This is a genomic window from Hasllibacter sp. MH4015, from assembly GCF_020177575.1.
In the GTDB taxonomy this organism is placed as follows: domain Bacteria; phylum Pseudomonadota; class Alphaproteobacteria; order Rhodobacterales; family Rhodobacteraceae; genus Gymnodinialimonas.
Genome location: NZ_JAHTBK010000001.1, coordinates 2,052,122 through 2,071,815, shown reverse-complemented (window position 1 = coordinate 2,071,815; position 19,694 = coordinate 2,052,122). Strand labels below are relative to the sequence as shown.

At 65.7% G+C, this 19,694-nt stretch carries 23 protein-coding genes and 2 tRNA genes; 22 read left to right on the top strand and 3 right to left on the bottom strand.

The genetic code is table 11. The features are described from left to right. The first annotated feature begins 4 nt into the window (after positions 1 to 4). The 4 genes from KUW62_RS10655 (at position 5) to KUW62_RS10640 (ending at position 3,915) form a co-directional block, all read left to right on the top strand. Positions 5 to 889: a carbohydrate ABC transporter permease gene (locus KUW62_RS10655; RefSeq protein WP_224815463.1), complete on the top strand. Its 885-nt coding sequence runs from the start codon at positions 5 to 7 to the stop codon at positions 887 to 889. Positions 890 to 1,159: 270 nt separating this feature from the next. Next, positions 1,160 to 2,224, top strand: a complete 1,065-nt coding sequence (locus tag KUW62_RS10650) for an ABC transporter ATP-binding protein (protein WP_224815462.1) — start codon at positions 1,160 to 1,162, stop codon at positions 2,222 to 2,224. Position 2,225: 1 nt separating this feature from the next. Continuing rightward, positions 2,226 to 3,218, top strand: a complete 993-nt coding sequence (locus tag KUW62_RS10645) for a cupin domain-containing protein (protein ID WP_224815461.1) — start codon at positions 2,226 to 2,228, stop codon at positions 3,216 to 3,218. Then, a complete protein-coding gene (locus KUW62_RS10640) occupies positions 3,211 to 3,915 on the top strand; it encodes an RraA family protein (RefSeq protein WP_224815460.1) in 705 nt (234 codons plus the stop codon). Before KUW62_RS10645 ends, KUW62_RS10640 begins: the two co-directional genes overlap by 8 nt. A 379-nt stretch (positions 3,916 to 4,294) precedes the next feature. On the opposite strand, the gene KUW62_RS10635 is transcribed toward KUW62_RS10640, so the two are convergent. Continuing rightward, positions 4,295 to 4,369 (bottom strand) — tRNA-Thr (locus KUW62_RS10635). Between the two features lie 87 nt (positions 4,370 to 4,456). Between KUW62_RS10635 and KUW62_RS10630 the strand changes: the two genes are divergently transcribed. The 7 genes from KUW62_RS10630 (at position 4,457) to KUW62_RS10600 (ending at position 9,700) form a co-directional block, all read left to right on the top strand. Further along, positions 4,457 to 4,624: a hypothetical protein gene (locus KUW62_RS10630; protein WP_224815459.1), complete on the top strand. Its 168-nt coding sequence runs from the start codon at positions 4,457 to 4,459 to the stop codon at positions 4,622 to 4,624. Between the two features lie 24 nt (positions 4,625 to 4,648). Continuing rightward, positions 4,649 to 5,914: a UDP-N-acetylglucosamine 1-carboxyvinyltransferase gene (murA, locus tag KUW62_RS10625; RefSeq protein ID WP_224815458.1), complete on the top strand. Its 1,266-nt coding sequence runs from the start codon at positions 4,649 to 4,651 to the stop codon at positions 5,912 to 5,914. After that, positions 5,904 to 6,383 carry a DUF2948 family protein gene (locus tag KUW62_RS10620; protein WP_224815457.1) on the top strand — a complete coding sequence of 160 codons (480 nt, stop codon included), beginning with the start codon at positions 5,904 to 5,906 and terminating at the stop codon, positions 6,381 to 6,383. The genes murA and KUW62_RS10620 overlap by 11 nt, the downstream gene beginning before the upstream one ends. Then, positions 6,373 to 7,389 (top strand): GNAT family N-acetyltransferase, encoded by a 1,017-nt coding sequence (locus KUW62_RS10615; RefSeq protein ID WP_224815456.1) that lies wholly within the window; start codon positions 6,373 to 6,375, stop codon positions 7,387 to 7,389. The genes KUW62_RS10620 and KUW62_RS10615 overlap by 11 nt, the downstream gene beginning before the upstream one ends. 48 nt (positions 7,390 to 7,437) lie before the next feature. Further along, entirely contained in the window at positions 7,438 to 8,751 is a 1,314-nt protein-coding gene (hisD, locus tag KUW62_RS10610; RefSeq protein ID WP_224815455.1) for a histidinol dehydrogenase, read from the top strand. Positions 8,752 to 8,753: 2 nt separating this feature from the next. Further along, entirely contained in the window at positions 8,754 to 9,221 is a 468-nt protein-coding gene (locus KUW62_RS10605; protein ID WP_224815454.1) for a UPF0262 family protein, read from the top strand. 83 nt (positions 9,222 to 9,304) lie between these two features. Next, positions 9,305 to 9,700, top strand: coding sequence for a low molecular weight phosphatase family protein (locus KUW62_RS10600; RefSeq protein WP_255599360.1), 396 nt, complete (start codon positions 9,305 to 9,307; stop codon positions 9,698 to 9,700). Positions 9,701 to 9,746: 46 nt separating this feature from the next. On the opposite strand, the gene KUW62_RS10595 is transcribed toward KUW62_RS10600, so the two are convergent. Continuing rightward, positions 9,747 to 11,129: an MATE family efflux transporter gene (locus tag KUW62_RS10595; protein ID WP_224815452.1), complete on the bottom strand. Its 1,383-nt coding sequence runs from the start codon at positions 11,127 to 11,129 to the stop codon at positions 9,747 to 9,749. A gap of 236 nt (positions 11,130 to 11,365) precedes the next feature. Between KUW62_RS10595 and KUW62_RS10590 the strand changes: the two genes are divergently transcribed. From KUW62_RS10590 to KUW62_RS10560, 7 genes are all read left to right on the top strand, one after another. Continuing rightward, positions 11,366 to 11,770 (top strand): ketosteroid isomerase-related protein, encoded by a 405-nt coding sequence (locus tag KUW62_RS10590; RefSeq protein WP_224815451.1) that lies wholly within the window; start codon positions 11,366 to 11,368, stop codon positions 11,768 to 11,770. Beyond that, positions 11,767 to 12,348 carry a GNAT family N-acetyltransferase gene (locus KUW62_RS10585; RefSeq protein ID WP_224815450.1) on the top strand — a complete coding sequence of 194 codons (582 nt, stop codon included), beginning with the start codon at positions 11,767 to 11,769 and terminating at the stop codon, positions 12,346 to 12,348. Before KUW62_RS10590 ends, KUW62_RS10585 begins: the two co-directional genes overlap by 4 nt. Then, on the top strand, positions 12,345 to 13,229 hold the full coding sequence (locus KUW62_RS10580) for a carbon-nitrogen hydrolase family protein (protein ID WP_224815449.1): 885 nt from the start codon (positions 12,345 to 12,347) through the stop codon (positions 13,227 to 13,229). Before KUW62_RS10585 ends, KUW62_RS10580 begins: the two co-directional genes overlap by 4 nt. Before the next feature lie 70 nt (positions 13,230 to 13,299). Continuing rightward, positions 13,300 to 13,518 (top strand): translation initiation factor IF-1, encoded by a 219-nt coding sequence (gene infA, locus KUW62_RS10575; RefSeq protein WP_011455993.1) that lies wholly within the window; start codon positions 13,300 to 13,302, stop codon positions 13,516 to 13,518. Next, complete coding sequence (locus KUW62_RS10570) at positions 13,515 to 14,072, top strand: hypothetical protein (RefSeq protein WP_224815448.1); 558 nt, start codon at positions 13,515 to 13,517, stop codon at positions 14,070 to 14,072. The genes infA and KUW62_RS10570 overlap by 4 nt, the downstream gene beginning before the upstream one ends. A 12-nt stretch (positions 14,073 to 14,084) precedes the next feature. Next, on the top strand, positions 14,085 to 14,657 hold the full coding sequence (locus tag KUW62_RS10565; protein ID WP_224815447.1) for a nucleoside triphosphate pyrophosphatase: 573 nt from the start codon (positions 14,085 to 14,087) through the stop codon (positions 14,655 to 14,657). A 262-nt stretch (positions 14,658 to 14,919) separates the two neighbouring features. After that, positions 14,920 to 15,963 (top strand): ribonuclease E/G, encoded by a 1,044-nt coding sequence (locus tag KUW62_RS10560; protein ID WP_224815446.1) that lies wholly within the window; start codon positions 14,920 to 14,922, stop codon positions 15,961 to 15,963. Positions 15,964 to 16,161: 198 nt separating this feature from the next. On the opposite strand, the gene KUW62_RS10555 is transcribed toward KUW62_RS10560, so the two are convergent. After that, on the bottom strand, positions 16,162 to 17,424 hold the full coding sequence (locus KUW62_RS10555; protein ID WP_224815445.1) for a lytic murein transglycosylase: 1,263 nt from the start codon (positions 17,422 to 17,424) through the stop codon (positions 16,162 to 16,164). 137 nt (positions 17,425 to 17,561) lie between these two features. Between KUW62_RS10555 and KUW62_RS10550 the strand changes: the two genes are divergently transcribed. From KUW62_RS10550 to tviB, 4 genes are all read left to right on the top strand, one after another. Next, positions 17,562 to 17,744, top strand: a complete 183-nt coding sequence (locus tag KUW62_RS10550) for a DNA gyrase inhibitor YacG (protein ID WP_224815444.1) — start codon at positions 17,562 to 17,564, stop codon at positions 17,742 to 17,744. 104 nt (positions 17,745 to 17,848) lie between these two features. Continuing rightward, positions 17,849 to 17,923, top strand: a tRNA-Phe gene (locus KUW62_RS10545). A gap of 327 nt (positions 17,924 to 18,250) precedes the next feature. Then, positions 18,251 to 18,415, top strand: coding sequence for a hypothetical protein (locus KUW62_RS10540; RefSeq protein WP_224815443.1), 165 nt, complete (start codon positions 18,251 to 18,253; stop codon positions 18,413 to 18,415). Positions 18,416 to 18,419: 4 nt separating this feature from the next. Beyond that, complete coding sequence (gene tviB / locus KUW62_RS10535; RefSeq protein ID WP_224815442.1) at positions 18,420 to 19,691, top strand: Vi polysaccharide biosynthesis UDP-N-acetylglucosamine C-6 dehydrogenase TviB; 1,272 nt, start codon at positions 18,420 to 18,422, stop codon at positions 19,689 to 19,691. Positions 19,692 to 19,694: the final 3 nt, after the last annotated feature.

Below are 19,694 nucleotides of genomic sequence, written 5' to 3'. Positions count from 1 at the left end.
CGCGATGACGGAACGGACCACACCGCAAATCGAGCTGTCCGCCGCGCAGGCGTCCGAATTCTGGACCGGCAAGCGCAAGCAACGCTTCTGGCGCGGTGTTCAGACCATCCTGATCCTGATCGCGGCCTTCATCATGCTGATCCCGATCATCTGGATCTTCCTCGCGGCCTTCAAATCCCACGTCGAAGTCTACCAGCTGCGCCTGTTCTTCACGCCCACGCTGGAGAATTTCGGGACCGTGTTCGAGGAGCCCTACGACCTCGGATCAAAACTCTACAATTCCACGATCGTGGCCTTCGTGACGGTGATCTTCGCCATCCCCATCGCCACCATGGCGGCCTATTCCTTCAGCCGCTTCCGCCTGAAATTCGAGACGACGATCCTTGTCGTGATCCTCGCCACGCAATTCGTGCCAGCGGTCGTCATCATCCTGCCCTTCTTCATCATGTTCCGCGATGTGGGCCTGCTGGACACGCGGCTGGGCCTGATCCTCGTAAACCTCGCCATCGTGATGCCGTTCGCGATCTGGATGATCAAAGGCTTCATCGACGGCATCCCGATGGACACGGAGGAGGCGGCGATGGTCGACGGCTCGTCGCGCCTGCAAGTCATCAAGAACATCGTCCTGCCCATGGCGGCGCCCGGCCTCGTCACGGCGTCGATCTTCTGTTTCATCCTGGCGTGGAACGAGTTCCTGTTCGCGCTGTTCCTCACCAATCGGGAGGCGGTGACGCTGCCCATCGGCCTCGCGCTGTTCCGGGGGGAGGAGGGGGATCTGTGGAACCTTCTATCCGCCGCCGGGATCATCATCATGGCGCCCATGTTCGTGCTGGCCTTGGCGATCCGGAAGTATTTCGTGCAAGGCATGACTATGGGGGCGGTCAGGTGAGCGCCACCATTGCAGACCCGGCGCGGAACAAAGGCGAAGCCGCCGCGCATCGCCGGGCCGCCCCCCGGCACGGCGATTTGGTGGGGCTTGGTGATCCGGTCGAATGTTATGGGGATTTTGCGGGCATAAAGTGGACGACACGAACGTCGGATCGCCGCACCGCGGCCCGCCGATGCGCGTCTGGGACAGCGATTATGGGAACAGCATCTGTGGTTATAAAGAAAACCTCAAAAAGCTACAGAAATACCACACCGGAAAATGGGGGTCTTCATGGCTGAAATCCGGCTCAACAACCTCACCAAGCGCTGGGGCGATTTCATCGGTGTCGACGACCAGTCGCTGCACATCCATGACGAGGAATTCCTGGTCCTGCTCGGCCCGTCGGGCTGCGGCAAGACCACCACCATGCGCATGATCGCGGGGCTCGAAGACCCCACGGATGGGGAAATCTGGATCGGCGACCGCATGGTCAATGACGACCTTCCCAAGGATCGCGACGTGGCCATGGTGTTCCAGAATTACGGCCTCTACCCCCACATGACGATCTTCGACAATATCGCCTATCCCTTGAAGGTGCGCGGCACCCCCAAGGCCGATATCGAGCCGCGCGTGAAGAAGGCCGCCGAACAGGTTGAATTGACGGAGTTTTTGCACCGCAAGCCCAAGGCGCTGTCAGGTGGTCAACGGCAGCGCGTGGCGCTCGCGCGCGCCATCGTGCGCACGCCCAAGGTGTTCTTGATGGATGAGCCGCTCAGCAACCTCGACGCCAAGCTGCGCGTGACCATGCGGGCGGAGCTGAAACACCTCTCCCGCGCGCTCCAGATCACCACGGTCTACGTCACCCATGACCAGATCGAGGCGATGACACTCGCCGACCGCGTCGCCGTCATGCGCCACGGGATCATCCAGCAACTCGGAACGCCGGACGACATCTACAACGACCCCGCCAACGTCTTCGTGGCGGGCTTCATCGGCAGCCCTGCGATGAACCTCATCAACGGCTCCGTCCAATCGGGCATGTTCGTGACCACCGGCGGCACGCGGCTGGTCGGCATCGGCGGGCCGGACCGCGCCAGCGCCATCCTCGGTGTCCGCGCCGACGATATGAGCGTGCATGAGGCCGGCCAAGGCGATATCGACGTGAAGATCTACGCCTTCGAGAATACCGGCGAAAGCACCCTTCTGACCGTGCAATGGGGCAAGCAGCGCGTGATCGCGCGCGGCGACCGGCATCTGCGCAAGGAACAGGACGATATCGTGGGCATCAAGCTGAACCCCGATCATCTTTATCTCTTCGATCCCGAGAGCGGGGATCGCATCCGCATTGGAGCGTGACATGAAAGACCTCAGCCAATCCCAGATGGAGCAGAACATCGTCCGCTACGGCGACCTGCGCCCCTGCAAGACCGCCTTCATCGACGCCCATACCCCGGGCAGCGACCAGAAGGAGAATTTCACGATCATCGGCGGCGGGGTCAGCGAAAGCGCGGATCAGCACGTCCATATCACCGACAAGATCGGCTTCAATATCGGCGCGGCGGGCCAGCCGCCCAAATGCCGCAACTCGCTCCATTCCCACCGCACGGCGGAAGTGTTCTTCGTCCTCAAGGGCCGCTGGCGGTTCTTCTGGGGCCGCCATGGCGACGCGGGCGAGGTGACGCTGGAAGAGGGCGACATCTTCAACATCCCGACCGGCATTTTCCGGGGGTTCGAGAATATCGGCGACGATTACGGGATGATCATGGCCATCCTCGGCGGCGACGACGCCGGTGGCGGCGTGATCTGGGCGCCCCAGGTGATCGAGGATGCGGCCGATCACGGGCTGGTCCTGGCTGAGACCGGGCGTCTTTACGACACCAAGAAGGGGCAGGCGCTGCCCGACGGCGTGAAGCCCATGCCGCTTCTCACCGAGGAGGAGCTGAAGGCGTTCCCCGAATCCACAACGGCGGATGTGGTGCCGAACTACGTCGCGCGCTACTGGGACATGGTGGCCTTGTCAGACCGCAAACCGGCGCTGGTGATCGGTGAGAACGGAATGCTGCGCGACAAGCCGGGTTTCGAGGTCGGGTTCCTCACCCGCGGCTCGGCCAAAACGGAGATGCACCGCCACGACCGCGCCTCCGTCCTGATGCCGGTCAAGGGCCATTGGCGCGTCGAATGGGCGGCGAATGAGACCTATGGCGCGGGCGCGGCCACGCTGGCCCCGGGTGACACCATGAACGTGCCCGCGAACCTCGATCACACGGCCTATCCCTCGATGACGGGGGAGGCCGCGATGTTCCATGTCGTGGCCACCGACGATGCGGCCGGGTCCACTTGGAATGGCTGATATTCCGCAGGATCTTCTGGCGCTCCTGCGGCGCGTCGATACGCCGACCGTGTGCAACGCGATCGAGGTCGTGCAGGGTCGCCGCGGCTTCAACCGTTTCACGCGCGGCACGATGCAGCATTCCAAACCGGGCGATCCGCCCATCGTGGGCCGCGCCAGAACCGCGCGCATCGCCGGGTTGGCCCCGCCGACCGAAGACCCGGCCACGATCCGCGCCCGGCGCATGGAGTATTTCCGCTCCATGGCCGGGGGCGATGGCCCCACCGCCGCGGTGGTCGAGGACCTCGATTACCCCAATTGCATCGCTGGCTGGTGGGGGGAGGTTCACGTCGCCGTCCACAAGGGCCTTGGCTTGGCCGGTGCCGTCACCAACGGCGTGATGCGCGATCTCGACGTGATCGACGACGGCTTCCCGGTTCTCACCGGATCCATCGGCGTCAGCCACGGCTTTGTCCACGTGGTCGATATTGGCGGGCCGGTCCGGGTCATGGGCCTTGAGGTGCGGCAGGGCGAGTTGATCCACGCCGACCGCCACGGTGCGCTTGTCGTCCCGGAGGAGGTGATAGGCGGCCTCAAGCAGGGGATCGAGACGGTCATGGCCAGCGAAGCCATCGTGCTCGACCCCGCCCGCTCGGGCGATTTCGACATCGACAAGCTGGCCGAGACCTGGGCCAAATTCGAAGCCGCCCGCACCTGACCGGTGCAAGGCGCGGCTTGGGTGCACGTGTCGCAGGCGCTCCACCGCGTACTTGTGGCCTAATCGGCCTTCACCGGGTTTCCTGAAGAAAGAGAGCGAATTGCCCCTCAATCCGCCCGGCTTCTCAGAGTGCAAAGCGCGGTAGTCCAGAAAAGACGACGTCAAGCTGCCGAAAGCAGCAGTCGGAATAACGATGAGGCTAACGGGAGAAACCGACAATACGGCCTCAAGTAGCCGAAGGCGCTAGGCCAAACAGGAAGTGCTGCTGCTGGAGAGAATTGAACTCTCGCACTCAGCGTGGCGGCGCACGCCGGTGCGCGCCAGTCGAGAGACCGGCATTCGGTCTTGGTGTGACGGTTGCGACCTGAGGCGTGGAAACTGGTGCTGCTGGAGAGAATTGAACTCTCGACCTCTCCCTTACCAAGGGAGTGCTCTACCTCTGAGCTACAGCAGCGCCGGGTGGCGGCGGTTTAGAGCGTGGGGCGCATCCTTGCAAGCGCAATCTGGACCCCCGGGGCGTGGCGCGGTAAAGGCTCTGGACATGGCACGCAAACCCGCAAGCGACAGGCCGCAGGGCTCCGCCGTCGAGGCCAGGGAAGCCCGCCTCAAGGCGGCGCTCAAGGCCAATATGGCAAGGCGCAAGGCACAGGCCCGCGCCCGTGCGGCGGCGGGTGAGGATAATGAGGCCGGCGAACCGGCGGACGAGTAGAGACGCGGAGAGAGAGGCAGGCAAATGGACAGAATTGTGGTGACCGGCAACGGGCCGCTCAGCGGGCAGATCCCGATTGCGGGCGCAAAGAACACTTGCCTGAAACTGATGTGCGCGGCTTTGCTCAGCGATGAGCCGCTGACGCTCACCAACGTGCCGCGCCTGTCGGATGTCGCCACGCTGAGCGAGCTTCTCGAAAGCCTCGGCGTGGAAGTCGGTCGCCTGAACGAGGGACAGACCCTCGCCCTGTCGGCGGCCAACCTGACCTCGCATCTGGCCCATTACGACATCGTGCGCAAACTGCGCGCCTCCTTCAACGTGCTCGGCCCCATGATCGGCCGGACGGGGGAGGCGATCGTCTCACTGCCCGGCGGATGTGCCATAGGCGCGCGGGCCGTGGATTTCCACATCACGGGGTTGGAGAAGATGGGGGCCAAGGTCGAGCTGAAGGATGGCTACGTCCATGCCTCGGGCGACCTGAGAGGGGCGGAGGTCGAATTTCCCTTCCCCTCCGTGGGTGCCACGGAAAACGTCATGTGCGCCGCCGTGCGCGCCAAGGGCACGACCGTGATCAAGAACGCCGCCCGCGAACCCGACACCAAGGCACTGGCCGATTGCCTGATCGCCATGGGCGCCGATATCGAAGGCGCGGGGACGGAGACGATGGTGATCCGCGGCGTCGACCGCCTGCACGGCACCACCCATCGCGTGATCACCGACCGGATCGAGTTGGGCACCTACATGGTCGCCCCCGGCATCGCGGGCGGAGAGGTCGAATGCCTGGGCGGCAGCCGCGATCTGGTCGCCTCCCTGTGCGACAAGATGGAACAGGCGGGGCTGGAGATCACGGAAACCGAGGCCGGGCTGAAGGTCCGGCACCCCGGCGGCCGGCTGAAGGCGGTCGATGTCACCACCGCTCCGTTCCCCGGATTTCCCACCGATCTTCAGGCGCAATTCATGGCGATGATGTGCTTTGCCGAAGGCACGGCGGTTCTGGAAGAGACGATATTCGAGAACCGCTTCATGCATGCGCCCGAACTGATCCGCATGGGCGCGAAGATTGAGGTTCACGGAAACACGGCCCGCGTGACGGGCGTGGAAACGCTCAAGGGCGCGCCAGTGATGGCGACCGATCTGCGCGCCTCGGTGTCGCTGATCCTCGCCGGGCTCGCGGCAGAGGGGGAGACGGTGGTGAACCGCGTCTATCACCTGGATCGCGGCTATGAACAATTAGTGCGCAAGCTGCGCGGCGTCGGCGCGAATGTGGAGCGGTTGAACGATGGCGTCTGACGATCAGCCCCGGGATGCCCGGTTCGAGGATGCCGATGACGCGCCAGTCGCCCTGCGCGCACTGGAGGCCGCGGATGTCCCCGTGATCTCCGCCCTCGTGCAGGACGCGGTCTTTCCGATCACCGAGATGGGCTATGACCGCAAGGCGCGCCGCTTCGCGATCCTGCTCAACCGGTTCCGCTGGGAGGAGCGGGGGCGCGGCGATCCGCAACGAGTGCAGGCCGTCCTCGCGATCGAAGACGTGCTGGCGGTTGCCACGCAGGGTATCGACCGGGCCGATACGGACACGATCCTGTCGCTTCTTGCCCTTGAATGGGAGCCGTCCGAAGATGGCATGGGCCGCCTGACCCTCGTGCTGGCGGGTGACGGCGCGGTGGCGGTGGATGTGGAAGCGTTGGAGCTGACCCTGAAGGACGTCACCAAGCCCTATATCGCGCCCTCGGGCCACGCGCCGGACCATGGCGCTTAGCCACCGGCCCCTGACCGCCGCCGATGCGGAGGTCTTTGCCGCCCTGCGCCTTGAGGGAATCGAGGCCTTCCCCGAAGCCTTCCTCCTGACCGCGGCAGAGGCGCGCTCGGCCCCTCCGGACCGCGTGGCCGCGCAATTGGACAGCGGACGCCTCCATGGCTGTTTCGACGGCGTCACCCTGATCGGCTTTGGGGGGCTGGAGTTTCATCCCTGGGCCATGGCGTCCCACCGCGCCCATATCGGCCCGTTCTACGTCACCGGGTGCCGTCACGGCTCCGACGCCGCGCTGTCGCTGATGGCGTATTTCGAGGATCTCGCCCTCGCGCGCGGTGTGACGCAGTTGGAGCTTTGGGTGGCCGCCGCCAATACCCGCGCGCGGGCCTTCTACACCAAGCTCGGCTATCGCGGTGTCGGCCAGATGCCCGCGGCCGTCGTGATGGATGGCACGCCGCGCGACGACATCTTCATGGTCCGCACGCTTTCCGAACCCCGCCCGACGCCCGGCCCCGACGGTATGCGTCGTCTTGGTCCGGGTGACTGGAAGGCGTTCCACGACATCCGCACCGAGATGCTGACATTGGCCACGCACAGCTTCGGCACCATGCCCGCGGAATGGGCCGCCCGGGCCCCGGACGAGGTCGTGGACTGGATGGGCAAGACGCATCTTTGGGCCGTCGTCGAAGGGGGCCGCGTCCTGTCCTGCCTTGGCTGGCACCGCTTCCCCGGCCAGGTCCAGGCCCACCGTGGCCATATCGTCGCCGTCTACACGCGGCCCGAAGCGCGCCAGAAGGGCCATTTCCGCGCGCTTCTCAACGCCGCCAAGGCAGAGGCCGCTGACGACGGCATTATCCAGTTCGAGCTGGACGTGGGCGCCGACAACAAATCCGCGCGCGCCGCCTACGAGGCCCATGGATTCACCGTGACCGGCGGCATTCCCCGCGCGCTGAACCATGGCGGTCACATCCACAACCAGCTTTATATGGTCTGCCCCCTCGCAAACGGTTGAGCCGCCGGTCCCGCCGCGCTATCTGCCGCCTAATATTCCGGAGGGGACATGCCGCAATTTCTTGATACCACGGAGGCCGATTTCGAGGCCCGCTTCGCCGCCCTTCTGGAGATGAAGCGGGAGGACAGCGCGGATGTGGACGACATCGTGGCCGGTATCATCGCCGATGTGCGCGCGCGCGGCGACGCGGCCTTGATCGAGCTCACCGAGACATTCGACCGCCTGACCCTGACCCCCGAGACGCTGGCCTTTTCCCAAGACGAGATCGCGGAGGCCGCCGCCCGCGTGCCGGAGGCGGAGCGCAGGGCGCTGGAACTGGCCGCCGACCGCATCCGCGCCTATCACGTCCGCCAGATGCCCGAAGATGCGCGCTGGACCGATCCCGAGGGCGCGACGCTTGGCTGGCGCTGGAACGCGGTGTCGGCGGCGGGGCTCTACGTGCCGGGCGGGCTGGCCTCCTATCCCTCCTCGGTGCTGATGAACGCGATCCCGGCGCAGGTCGCGGGGGTGGAGCATCTGGTGATCTGCGCGCCCACGCCCGACGGGGTGGCGAACCCGCTGGTGCTTCTGGCGGCACAGCTTTCGGGGGTGGAGACGATCTATCGCATCGGGGGCGCGCAGGCGATTGCCGCGATGGCCTACGGGACGGAAACGATTGCGCCCGTGGACAAGATCACCGGCCCCGGCAATGCGTTCGTCGCCGCCGCCAAGCGCCGCGTCTTCGGGCGCGTGGGCATCGACATGATCGCGGGCCCGTCCGAGATCCTCGTGATCGCGGATCGCGACAATGATCCCGACTGGATCGCCACCGACCTGCTCAGCCAGGCCGAACACGACGAAAGCGCGCAAAGCATTCTCATCACCGACGATGCCGCCTTCGGGCGCGCCGTGGCCCAGGCCGTTGAAACCCAACTCGAAACCCTGCCGCGCGCCGCCATTGCCGGGCCGTCGTGGCGCGACAACGGCGCGATCATCTTGGTCCGCGACCTCGATCAGGCCGCCACCCTGTCGGACCGGATCGCCCCCGAGCATCTGGAGCTTTGCGTCGCCGATCCCGACGCCCTGTTCGACAAGATCACACATGCGGGTGCCGTTTTCCTCGGCCAATGGACTCCCGAAGCCATCGGCGATTACATCGGCGGGCCGAACCACGTGTTGCCCACCGCGCGGTCCGCGCGCTTTTCCTCTGGGCTGAATGTGCTGGATTTCATGAAGAAGACGACCCTTGCCCGCATGAACCCCGACGCGCTCAAGGCCATCGGCCCCGCGGCGGAGATCCTCGCGACCTCCGAAGGTCTCGGCGCCCATGCGGCCTCCGTGCGCGCGCGTCTCGATCGCCTGAACCGGGAGGGGGAGGTTTGACCATGCATATCAGCCATATCGAGATCGACACCGACGGTCTGCCCGCCCCCACGCCCGAGATCGAGCAGGAGCGCAAGGTCGCAATCTTCGACCTGCTGGAGGAGAACACGTTCTCCATCCCCCGCGATGACGTCCCCGATGGCCCCTACCGCGTGACCCTCGCGATCCGGGAAAAGCGGCTGGTCTTCGACGTCGACACCGACGCGGGCGAACCGGCCGCCGAATTCCACCTGTCGCTGTCGCCGTTCCGCCAGACCGTCAAGGATTACTGGCAGATCTGCGAGAGTTACTTCAACGCCGTCAAGACGCTGCCCCCCAACCAGATCGAGACGATCGACATGGCCCGGCGCGGCATCCACAACGAAGGCGCGCGGCTCTTGCAAGAACGCCTCGACGGCAAGGCGGAGGTCGATACCGACACCGCGCGGCGCCTTTTCACCCTGATCTGTGTCCTGCATTTCGGAGCGTGATCCAGGTGGCCCCGGACACATCCCATAAGGCCTTCCCCCAATCGGTCCTGTTCTGCTGCGATCACAATTCCACCCGCTCCCCCATGGCCGAGGGGCTGATGAAGAAATTCTACGGCCACCGCGCCTATGTGCAATCCGCGGGCGTCAAGCACGAGCTGGAGATTGACGGCTTCGCGGTCTCCGTCTGCGCCGAATTGGGGGTGGAGCTGGAACGCCACCGCGTCCGCTCCTTCGACGAGATGGAGCAATGGGGCGACGACCTGACCGGCTTCGACCTGATCGTCGCCCTCAGCCCCGCCAGCCAGCGCCGCGCCCTCGACATGACGCGCACGTTTCATATCGACGTGGAATACTGGCCGATCATCGACCCCACCGGCCTGGGCGAGACGCGGGACGCGAAGCTTGCCAGCTACCGCCAGGCCCGCGACCAGATCGTGACCCGGATGCAGGACCGGTTCGGCCCCCCGACAGAGGCGTAACCGCCGCCGCCCGACCGCGCCTGATCTCGCCCGCGCGTGCCCCGCCTCAGGCCCGCTGCGCCGTCCCGCTCTTCCACCACCCCTCCGGCAGACGCAGAAGATCGGTGCGCGTCGCGGCATAGATCGCGCCGACGGCACCCAGGATATTGGCAAGGGCGGCTGCAAAGACGATGCCGATATAGCCGAAGGTCCAGACGCCGATCCACGCCAGCGGCAGATAGATCAACAAGATACGCCCAAGGCTCAGCGACATGGACCAAAGCGCCTTGTCGCGGGCATTCATCGCCGCGTTTCCGATCACAAGGATGCCGTAGCCGAACAGGGTCAGGCCCACGATGCGCAGGTATTGCGCGGCATATCCCTGATCTTCCTCGCCCGACGCCAACAGCCCCGCGATGGGGGAGGCGAGGGTGAACAGAACGATCCCGACCACCGCGCCATAGGCCAGCGAAAACCCGAAGGCCCAAGATGTCGCCTGCGTGACGCGGCCGTATTTCTCCGCGCCCCAATTCTGGCCGACCACGGGTCCGATACCGGCGGAGACGGCCATCAACGGCACCAGCAAGATGGATTGCACCCGGCCCGCCGCGCCGAAACCTGCCACGGCAGCGTCGCCCACCGTCGCCACCGCCGCCGTCACCAGCGCCATACCGGCCGGGTTGATCGCGTTGGACATCGACGCGGGCAGCCCCACGCTCAGGATCGACCGCACACTGCCCCAAAGGCCGCTCAGCACGTTGCCGCATACCCCCAGAAGGCCGCGCCGCCACGCCAGCCACAGGGCCAGCGCCATGGCGATCACCCGCCCGATCAACGTAGACGTGGCAGCACCCGCCGTGGACATCTCCGGGATCGGACCCCAGCCGAAAATCAATATCGGGTTGAGCGCGATGCCGAAAAACGCCGCCACCACCATGATCGCCGCCGAGGTCGCCCCGTCGCCATGGGCGCGAAACACCGCGTTGGTAATCATCATCGTGACGAGAAACGGGAACGACAGCGCCCAAAGCGGCATGTAGGCGGCGACCTCTTCGGCCACCTCACCCTCCGCGCCGAGGGCGGAGAAGATGAACGGGAAGATCAGCCAGATCAGCGCGCCGATCACAAGCGCCAGCGCAAGGCCAAGGCCGATCGCGTGCAGGCCAAGGCGCTGCACATCGTCGGTGTCCTTGCCCGCCCCGACCCCTTGGGACAGCGTTGCATTGGCCCCGGCACTCAACCCGATGGCAAGCGACGTGATGGCCGTGATGACCGGATAGATGAAGCCCACCGCCGCCAATGCGGCCCCGCTGACCTGGCCCAGGAAATAGGCATCCGCCAGACCCACCGCGATGACCGAGAAGATGCCGAAACTCATCGGGGCCGACATGGCGGTCAGGGCCTTCCAGATCGGGCCCTTGGTCAGGTCTCTCTTGCCGCTCTCGGCCATGTGTGTCCCCTTGGCTGCCCGGCCTCCGACCGGTGCTTGATCCGCCGCGCGCGCCCCAATGGCAGGCGCGCATCGCGACGGGGCGGTCGCCCGCCCATGTCTCTGTCGTCGGGGACCAACACCGGAACACGGCATCTGTTCCCGAAAAGGTCGGCGGCTTCAGGCGTTCGTGTGTGGCCGTTTGGGAAGGATCAAGGCCACTTCCGTCCCGCACGCGGCGCTACTATCGTGCGCCCATGGACAGCACCGACCTCATCACCCGCTACTACGCCGCCTTCAATGCCGGGGACATCGACGGCATGATCGCCTGCCTCGCCCCCGACATCGCCCACCACGTCAACGAGGGGCAAATCCGCACCGGCACCGACGCCTTCCGCGCCTTCTGCACCTATATGGAGCGGTGCTATACGGAGCAGCTGACTGACATCGTCGTCATGGCCACGCCCGATGGCACCCGCGCAGCGGCGGAATTCACTGTGAACGGAACCTACCTCCAGACGGATGAGGGCCTGCCGGAGGCGCGGGGCCAGACCTATCGCCTGCCCGCCGGCGGTTTCTTCAGTATCGAGGGCGGGCGGATCACCCGGATCGTCACCTATTACAACCTCGCCGACTGGATCGCACAGGTCTCCGCCCGATGAGCCTTGGGGTGGAGGCACTGACCGGCCCCGCGCTCGATGCCGCGCTGCCCGACCTTGCGCGGCTGCGCATCACGGTGTTCCGGGCGTTTCCCTATCTCTACGATGGCGATGCGGAGAATGAGGCGCGCTACCTCGCATCCTACCGCGACACTCCCCGCGCCGTCCTGATCGCCGCGCGCGACGGCGACCGGATCGTGGGGGCCGCCACGGGCATGCCGCTCAGCGATCACGCCGATGCCGCCCAGATCGAAGGCGCGCCCTTCGCACCCGCCGATGTGTTCTATTGCGCCGAAAGCGTGCTCTTGCCGGACTATCGGGGCAGGGGCCTCGGCCACCGCTTCTTCGATCTGCGGGAGGCCCATGCCCGCGCGCTCGGCTTTCCGCTTTCCGCGTTTTGTGCGGTGGCACGCGCGCCCGACCATCCCCAGCGCCCCGCCGATTACCGCCCGCTCGATCCCTTCTGGCGCAAACGCGGCTACGCGCCCGTGCCCGGCGCGCAGGCGCACTTTGACTGGACCGATGTGGGCGATACCGCGCCCACCACCAAGATCCTGAACGTCTGGACCAGAGCCTTATGAAAATCGCGACCGCCGCCTATCCCCTCGACCAGTTCACCGAGTGGGCCGATTACGCCGCCAAGCAGATCCACTGGGTGCGGGAGGCCGCGCAGGCGGGCGCGGACCTTCTGGTCTTTCCCGAATATGGCCGGATCGAACTCGCCACCTTGCAGGCCGCCGCGGGCGATCTGGAGGCCTCGCTCCACGCCGCCTCCGATCTGGCGCAGGACGCCGATCACCTGATGGCAGACCTGGCCCAGGGCTACGGCGTCCACATCCTTTGCCCCTCCGGCCCCGTCTTCGACGAGGATCGCGCCCGCCCCGTCAACCGCGCCTGGCTCGTCGGCCCCGACGGCTTCCTCGACTACACCGACAAGCAGGTCATGACCCGGTTCGAGAGGGAGCAGTGGGACGTCGTCCCCGGCGACCCGCTTCAGGTCACCGAAACGCCCCTCGGCAAGATCGGCGTCCTGATCTGCTACGACGCCGAATTCCCGCTCCTGGGCCGCGCACTCATCGAACAGGGGGCGGAGATCATCCTGACCCCGTCCTGCACCGATGCGCTTGCGGGCTATTCCCGCGTCCGCATCGGGTCCATGGCCCGCGCGCTCGAAGGGCAATGCGTCACCGTCCATTCGCCCACCGTCGGCCCCGCGCCCTGGTCGCCCGCACTCGACGAAAACGTGGGTGCCGCCGCCATCTACGGCCCGCCCGACCTGGGTTTCCCGCCCACCGGCATCCTCGCCGAGGGCGCATTGAACGAGCCCGGCTGGGTGCTCGCCGATATCGACATCGACGCCATCCACCGGGTCCGCGCGGAGGGGGCCGTCTTCAACCACGCCCATTGGCCCGAAAGTCACGACCGGGCGTCACAATCCGGGGAACAACGCGATTTGCCTTGAAACCTTCGGGCATTAGGCGCATTTACCCCCCGTCTGCCCCGATCGTCGGGGCGCAACGAATGGAGTGACCATGGCCAAGGAAGAGATGCTCGAATTTCCTGGTGTCGTGAAGGAACTCCTGCCCAACGCGACATTCCGGGTCGAGCTCGAAAATGGCCATGAGATCATCGCGCATACGGCAGGCAAGATGCGGAAAAACCGCATCCGGGTTCTGGCAGGCGACAAAGTCCAGGTGGAAATGACCCCCTACGACCTCACGAAGGGTCGTATCAACTACCGCTTCAAGTGAGCGAAGACCGCACGATAACCACCCCCGCCGAGATCTCGGACGGGGTGCGGACCTTTGCGGCCACCTTGGGCGACGGGGTGGCGGATTACGTGCCCGTGAGGCCCGCTGAAGGCGCTCTGGAAGACCAGCCCTTCTACAACGTCATCGTCGCGGGCGACGGCGCGCAACCCGTCTTCGGCTGGCTGATCTGGGAGCTGACGGGCTATTGGCTCGAGGCGCAGCGCCACGCGGTTCTCGACCGTGATGGCCTGGTCGACATCACCCCCCCGATTGATCAGGAGACGCAGATCCTCTTCGTTCCCGACAGCGATTGGCAATTCGACTACCTCAATCCCAAGCCCCTGCGCCGCCCCGCGCGCCACCTACTGACCGATGACGCGGATGTGGTGAAATGGGCGAAACTCGCCGATGATGTCGACGCCTTCAAATTCCGCCACACCAAGTTCAAGGGTGAGCGGTCCGAGCTGGTGATCCCCGAAGGCAAGGACCAGCGGCGGATGGAACGCCTGCAACGCGACTACAACGCCGCCGCGCGCGTGGCTTTGTCAAAGTAGGGTGGGGGCCAGATGAACCTCATCCTCGGCTCCGGCAGCCCGCGCCGCCTTGAACTGCTGGCAGTATTGGGCCTCACCCCCGCCGACATCCGCCCCCCTGACATCGACGAAGGCCCGCGCGACGGCGAACTCCCGCGCCCCTACGTCGAACGCATGGCCCGTGAGAAGGCGCAAGCGATCCCCTGTGCCCAAGGCGAAGTGGTTCTCGCCGCCGACACCACCGTGGCCCTTGGCCGCCGCATCCTCGGCAAACCCGCCGATGCCGATGAAGCCCGCGCCTTCCTGCGGCTTCTGGGTGGCCGCCGCCACCGCGTCTACACCGCCATCGCAGTGAAAACCGCCGACGCGCTCCGCACCCGCGTGGTCGAAAGCCGCGTGAAGATGAAACGCCTGGGCGCGGTGGAGCTGGACGGCTACATCGCCACCGGTGATTGGCAGGGCAAGGCAGGCGGCTATTCGATACAAGGCCCCGCCGGCGCGTTCATCCCGTGGATCAGCGGCTCCCACTCCGCCATCGTGGGCCTGCCCCTGGCAGAGACGGCGAACCTGTTGCAGGGCGCGGGGGTCAAGGTTTGGAAGACATGAACGCGACGCCTCGACACGACGCATCGGCACGGAACCAAGGCCGCAGGCCGCCGTGCCATCGGTCGCACTGGAAGTGCGCGCCCGTGGCGCGACCCGCCCGGACGGCACGGCGATTTGGCCCAACTTGGCGCATCGAAGGGGCGTCATTCGAACCTGGCCGCCATAAAGCGGTTCCCAACGACCGCTGGATCGCCGTACCGCGGCCCGCCGATGGCACAGCTTTGCGCAATCGCGCTGCCGAAGCTCCTGCGGGGCCGCGCCCATGAAAGGCACCACGATCCTCCTCGACCATATCAACGGGCGCGAAGCCGCCGCCCTCATGGTCGACGGCAAGCTCCACGACCTCCTGATCGACCCGCCCGAAGACGCCGCCCCCGGTGTCGGGGCCATCGCATGGGCCGTTGCGGACCGTCCGCTGAAAGGGCAGGGCGGTCTGACCCTGCAACTGGGCAACGGCCTCACCGGCTACCTCCGCCGTGCCAAGGACATCGCGCCCGGCGATGCGTTCTGGGTGCAGGTCTCGGGCGTCGCGGAACCCGGCAAAGCCATCCCCGTCACGCCCGACCTGATCTTCAAATCCCGCTACGCGATCATCACGCCGCACAAGCCCGGCCTCAACGTCTCCCGTTCGATCCGGGAGGAGGGCGAACGCGACCGCCTGCTCGCCATCGCCCATGACAGCCGCGCCGCGACGGAGGAATACGGCCTCATCATCCGCTCCTCCGCCGACGGGGCCGACGAAGACGACATCCACCGCGACATCTTTGAGCAATGCAAGATCGCCACCGCCGTGCTGGAACAGCGCGACGGCCCGCCGGAATGGCTGCTGGGTGAAGACAGCGCCCATGTCCTGGCCTGGCGCGACTGGACCGACCCCGATGAGATCGTCACCGAGGACGGCTCGTTCGTTGCCCACGGCGTGTTGGAGGCCATCGACGCCGCCCTCTCCCCGCGCCAGCCGCTCTCAGGCGGTGGCCACGCCTATATCGAGGCGACCCGCGCGCTCATCGCCGTGGATGTGAATACCGGCGCCGACCATTCGCTTGCCGCCGGTCTCAAGGCCAACCTCGCCCTGGTTCGCGACCTGCCGCGGCAGCTTCGCCTGAAAGGGCTCGGCGGACAGATCACCCTCGACCTCGCGCCGATGCCCAAGCGCGACCGCAAGCAGGTGGAAGATGCGGTGAAGAAGAGCTTCCGACAGGATGGATCGGACGTGGTTGTCGCCGGGTGGACGCCGCTCGGCCATCTCGAACTCACCCGCAAGCGCGACCGTCTGCCCCTCGCGCAGGTCTGGCCCAGGTCCTAGGCAAGACCACCCTGCCGCGCGGATCGGACCTTGGCCCGTATTGGGGGCAGGACGCCTGGACTGTCCTTCCTTTGCCGCGCTTCGCATCAGCGCGCGGTTCTCTGGGCCTGGCGCAAGATTGGTGCGTCAATCGCGTATATACCGAAGATGTACCGACCCTATACCGGTCCTATACGGCGGTGTTTTCGCGATTTCGCGTCATCTCAGCCGCCGGAGCAGCTCCAGCGAAGGCTCCCCCGTCACCGGCAGCCCATTCGCCGCCTGATAGGCCGAGATCGCCGCTTCCGTCCCCGATCCGATCACCCCGTCCGGCGTTCCCGCGTCGAACCCGGCGGCATTCAAACGCTCCTGCAACTCGCGCCTTTGCGCCTGCGTCAGGCCGCTGGAATCCGCCCCGAACGATTGCCTGAGCGGCCCGCCACCCGCCAGCCTGTCGGACATGTAGCCGACGCCAATTCCGTAATTGGTGGAGTTGTTGTAGCGCAGTATCACGTTGAAATTGTGGTACAAAATCCACGCCGGGGCGCCCGTGCCACCCGGCGCGTGGATCGCCGCCGACCCGTGGTCAGGGATCTGCCCGCCCCCCGCGCGCCGCACGCCGAGCTCGCGCCAGGACGACACGGAGCGCCTGTTGTCCCGCCCGGTGGAGGCATTGAACCCGGCGGGCAATTGCACCTCCATCCCCCACGGCTCCCCGCGCCGCCATCCGAAGCGATTGAAGTAGCTGGCAGTGGAGGCCAACGAATCCGTCGGATCACTCGACCAGATATCGCGCCGCCCGTCGCCCCGGAAATCGACCGCATATTCCTCGTAAGTCGTTGGAATGAATTGCGTATGTCCCATCGCCCCGGCCCAGGACCCCAGCATCCGTTCGGGCGTCGTATCACCGTTCTGGATGATTTTCAGGGCCGAAATCAGCTGCGCCTCGAAGAACCGCCCGCGCCGCCCTTCCCACGCCAAAGTCGCCACGGCAGAGATCACCGGAATATCCCCCAACCGCGTCCCGAACCGGCTCTCCACCCCCCACACGGCCGCCGTCACCTCCGGCGGCACGCCGTAGGCGGCCTCTATCTCACTGAGAACGCTGCGATTGTTGGAGAAGCGTCCCCGCCCGATGGACAGGTCATCCTCGCCCGCCACCAGCGCCAGGTAATCCTCGGTGGAGCGGCGGAATTCCGTCTGGTTGCGGTCCCGTTCCACGACACCTGGCAGGAAGCCGACACCCCGCAGGCCTCGGCTCAGCGCATCCTCACTGATCCCCGCACTGCGCGCACGCGGGCGAAAGGCTTGAATCCATTGGTCGAAATCGGCGTTGGGTTGCGGCATGAAATCCGGATCCGTCGACGGCCCACCGGCACCCGCCGCTCCGATTTCCGGCAGGCCGAACCCGCCACCGCCCACGCATCCCGCAAGCGTCAACGCCCCCGAACCCGCCAAAACCGTCCGTCGTGAAATGCCCATGTCACCGCTCCACCCGTGTTTTGCCCCAGCTAACGGCCCAAAACGCCCCTGCGCAATCCCCATCGCCCCGATGGCCCCCTTGCAGGCAGGATCAGGCTGCCCCAGATTACCCAATGCCCGCCGCGAAAGGAGCCGCCATGCCCTGTCCGATCTGCCACAAGGAAACCACGCAGCAATACCGCCCCTTCTGCTCGCGCCGCTGCGCGGATGTGGATCTTGGGCGCTGGTTAAACGGTTCCTATGCCGTGCCGTCCGAGGACCCCGAAGACATCGACCGCGCGGCCGAGGAATTGTCGAATTCGACCCCGAAACTGCACTGACCCCGCGCGCGGCAAAAATAGCCCCACCCCCTATGGACAGCGCCCCGCGAACGCCCTAGAACGCCGCTCACCCAAGGGGCACGCGCACGCCGCCCCGTTCCCGTGCCCGGGTAGCTCAGGGGTAGAGCAGTGGATTGAAAATCCTCGTGTCGGTGGTTCGATTCCGCCCCCGGGCACCATGAATTCCCGCTGTCGGCACTAGGGCCCATCGTTTCTGAAACGTTTGTTCTTATCTAAGGATGGCGGTCGATCTGGTGAAGGGCCCGTCTCCAACACCACAAGCAACGATCGCGCGGCTTCGGAACCGCCGACGCGTTCGTCATCGTGGACGCGCGTGGAGGGCTTTGTTTTGACGTCCTGTCGATCCAATTCGACCGGTCTGCGCCTCCGGTCCCCTCCAGAAGGCGACGCCACGTACATTCGTAACCCGTATCGTTCGCCAACATAACCGTTCCAACGCAGTCAGTCCGCTTGACTCCGTGCAAGCCATCGAAGATTGCCTCGGTATGAAGACGATCCGCAAGAACATGCCGATGCAGACCGAGGTCGGACCCGGCCCTTGGGCAAGTGCGGCAATGCTGCGAGACCTGTCCGGACGCTATCGGCGGACGGGCCTGTGCGAGGGCAGCTTGGCCTTTGCGCGTACGGTCCGGGATCACGACGGGAACTAGTCCAATGGACCAAGCAGACAAAACCCTCGCAATCATCGGCCTTGGATATGTCGGCCTGCCGCTGGCCATGGAATTCGGCAAGCACAGGCGCGTCATCGGGTTCGATATCAGCGCGCGGCGCATTGCGGAATTGCGCGGCGGGACGGATCGTACGCTGGAGGTGGAGGCCCAAGACTTCGCCGCCGCGCGCCATCTGGAATTCACCGCTGACCCGGAGGATTTGCGCGCCGCCGACATCTATATCGTGACCGTACCCACGCCGATCGACGCCCACAAACGCCCGGATCTGACCCCGCTCATAAAGGCATCCGAGACCGTCGGCGGGGTCATGGGGCAAGGCGACATCGTGATCTACGAAAGCACGGTCTATCCCGGTGCGACGGAAGATGATTGCGTGCCGATCCTCGAACGGGCGTCGGGCCTGACCTACAACCGAGATTTCTTTTGCGGGTATTCGCCGGAGCGGATCAATCCCGGCGACAAGGCCCATAGGCTGACCACGATCCGCAAGGTCACGTCAGGCTCCACGCCCGAAATCGCGGAGGAGATCGACGCGCTCTATGCCTCCATCATCACTGCGGGAACCTACAAGGCGGAAAGCATCCGTGTGGCGGAAGCCTCCAAGGTGATCGAGAACACGCAGCGTGACCTCAACATCGCGTTGATCAACGAGCTGGCGATCATCTTCGACAAGCTGGGGATCGAGACGGAGGCGGTCTTGCGGGCCGCCGGAACGAAGTGGAATTTCCTGCCGTTCCGTCCGGGGCTTGTCGGGGGGCACTGCATCGGCGTGGATCCCTACTACCTGACCTACAAGGCGCAAGCGGCGGGCTATCACCCGGAAATCGTGCTCGCCGGACGGCGGATCAATGACGGGATGGGCGAGCATGTGGCGACGCGGTGCGTGAAGCTGATGATCCAGAGCGAACGCCCGATCAAGAATGCCCGCGCGCTGATCCTTGGCCTGACGTTCAAGGAGGATTGCCCGGACCTGCGAAATACCCGTGTGGTGGATGTCGTTCACCATCTGGAGGGGTTCGGGATGCAGGTGGATGTCCACGACCCGTGGGTCGCCACCGAGGACGCAGAGGCCGAGTACGGCCTGCCGATCGTGGTGCCACAGGTCGACTCCTACGATTGCGTGGTGCTGGCCGTCCCGCATCGCGCCTATGTGGAACAGGGCGCCGAGGCCTTGCGGGCCTTCGGCAAACCCGGCCATATCTTCTTCGATCTGAAGAGCGCGTTGCCCGTCGATGCCTCGGACGGTCGACTATGAGGG

Bases quoted from the DNA above. Each gene is read 5' to 3' on its own strand.
- KUW62_RS10655 (WP_224815463.1), top strand. From the start codon at position 5: ATGACGGAACGGACCACACCGCAAATCGAGCTGTCCGCCGCGCAGGCG.
- KUW62_RS10650 (WP_224815462.1), top strand. From the start codon at position 1,160: ATGGCTGAAATCCGGCTCAACAACCTCACCAAGCGCTGGGGCGATTTC.
- KUW62_RS10645 (WP_224815461.1), top strand. From the start codon at position 2,226: ATGAAAGACCTCAGCCAATCCCAGATGGAGCAGAACATCGTCCGCTAC.
- KUW62_RS10640 (WP_224815460.1), top strand. From the start codon at position 3,211: ATGGCTGATATTCCGCAGGATCTTCTGGCGCTCCTGCGGCGCGTCGAT.
- KUW62_RS10630 (WP_224815459.1), top strand. From the start codon at position 4,457: ATGGCACGCAAACCCGCAAGCGACAGGCCGCAGGGCTCCGCCGTCGAG.
- murA (WP_224815458.1), top strand. From the start codon at position 4,649: ATGGACAGAATTGTGGTGACCGGCAACGGGCCGCTCAGCGGGCAGATC.
- KUW62_RS10620 (WP_224815457.1), top strand. From the start codon at position 5,904: ATGGCGTCTGACGATCAGCCCCGGGATGCCCGGTTCGAGGATGCCGAT.
- KUW62_RS10615 (WP_224815456.1), top strand. From the start codon at position 6,373: ATGGCGCTTAGCCACCGGCCCCTGACCGCCGCCGATGCGGAGGTCTTT.
- hisD (WP_224815455.1), top strand. From the start codon at position 7,438: ATGCCGCAATTTCTTGATACCACGGAGGCCGATTTCGAGGCCCGCTTC.
- KUW62_RS10605 (WP_224815454.1), top strand. From the start codon at position 8,754: ATGCATATCAGCCATATCGAGATCGACACCGACGGTCTGCCCGCCCCC.
- KUW62_RS10600 (WP_255599360.1), top strand. From the start codon at position 9,305: ATGGCCGAGGGGCTGATGAAGAAATTCTACGGCCACCGCGCCTATGTG.
- KUW62_RS10595 (WP_224815452.1), bottom strand. From the start codon at position 11,129: ATGGCCGAGAGCGGCAAGAGAGACCTGACCAAGGGCCCGATCTGGAAG.
- KUW62_RS10590 (WP_224815451.1), top strand. From the start codon at position 11,366: ATGGACAGCACCGACCTCATCACCCGCTACTACGCCGCCTTCAATGCC.
- KUW62_RS10585 (WP_224815450.1), top strand. From the start codon at position 11,767: ATGAGCCTTGGGGTGGAGGCACTGACCGGCCCCGCGCTCGATGCCGCG.
- KUW62_RS10580 (WP_224815449.1), top strand. From the start codon at position 12,345: ATGAAAATCGCGACCGCCGCCTATCCCCTCGACCAGTTCACCGAGTGG.
- infA (WP_011455993.1), top strand. From the start codon at position 13,300: ATGGCCAAGGAAGAGATGCTCGAATTTCCTGGTGTCGTGAAGGAACTC.
- KUW62_RS10565 (WP_224815447.1), top strand. From the start codon at position 14,085: ATGAACCTCATCCTCGGCTCCGGCAGCCCGCGCCGCCTTGAACTGCTG.
- KUW62_RS10560 (WP_224815446.1), top strand. From the start codon at position 14,920: ATGAAAGGCACCACGATCCTCCTCGACCATATCAACGGGCGCGAAGCC.
- KUW62_RS10555 (WP_224815445.1), bottom strand. From the start codon at position 17,424: ATGGGCATTTCACGACGGACGGTTTTGGCGGGTTCGGGGGCGTTGACG.
- KUW62_RS10550 (WP_224815444.1), top strand. From the start codon at position 17,562: ATGCCCTGTCCGATCTGCCACAAGGAAACCACGCAGCAATACCGCCCC.
- KUW62_RS10540 (WP_224815443.1), top strand. From the start codon at position 18,251: ATGAAGACGATCCGCAAGAACATGCCGATGCAGACCGAGGTCGGACCC.
- tviB (WP_224815442.1), top strand. From the start codon at position 18,420: ATGGACCAAGCAGACAAAACCCTCGCAATCATCGGCCTTGGATATGTC.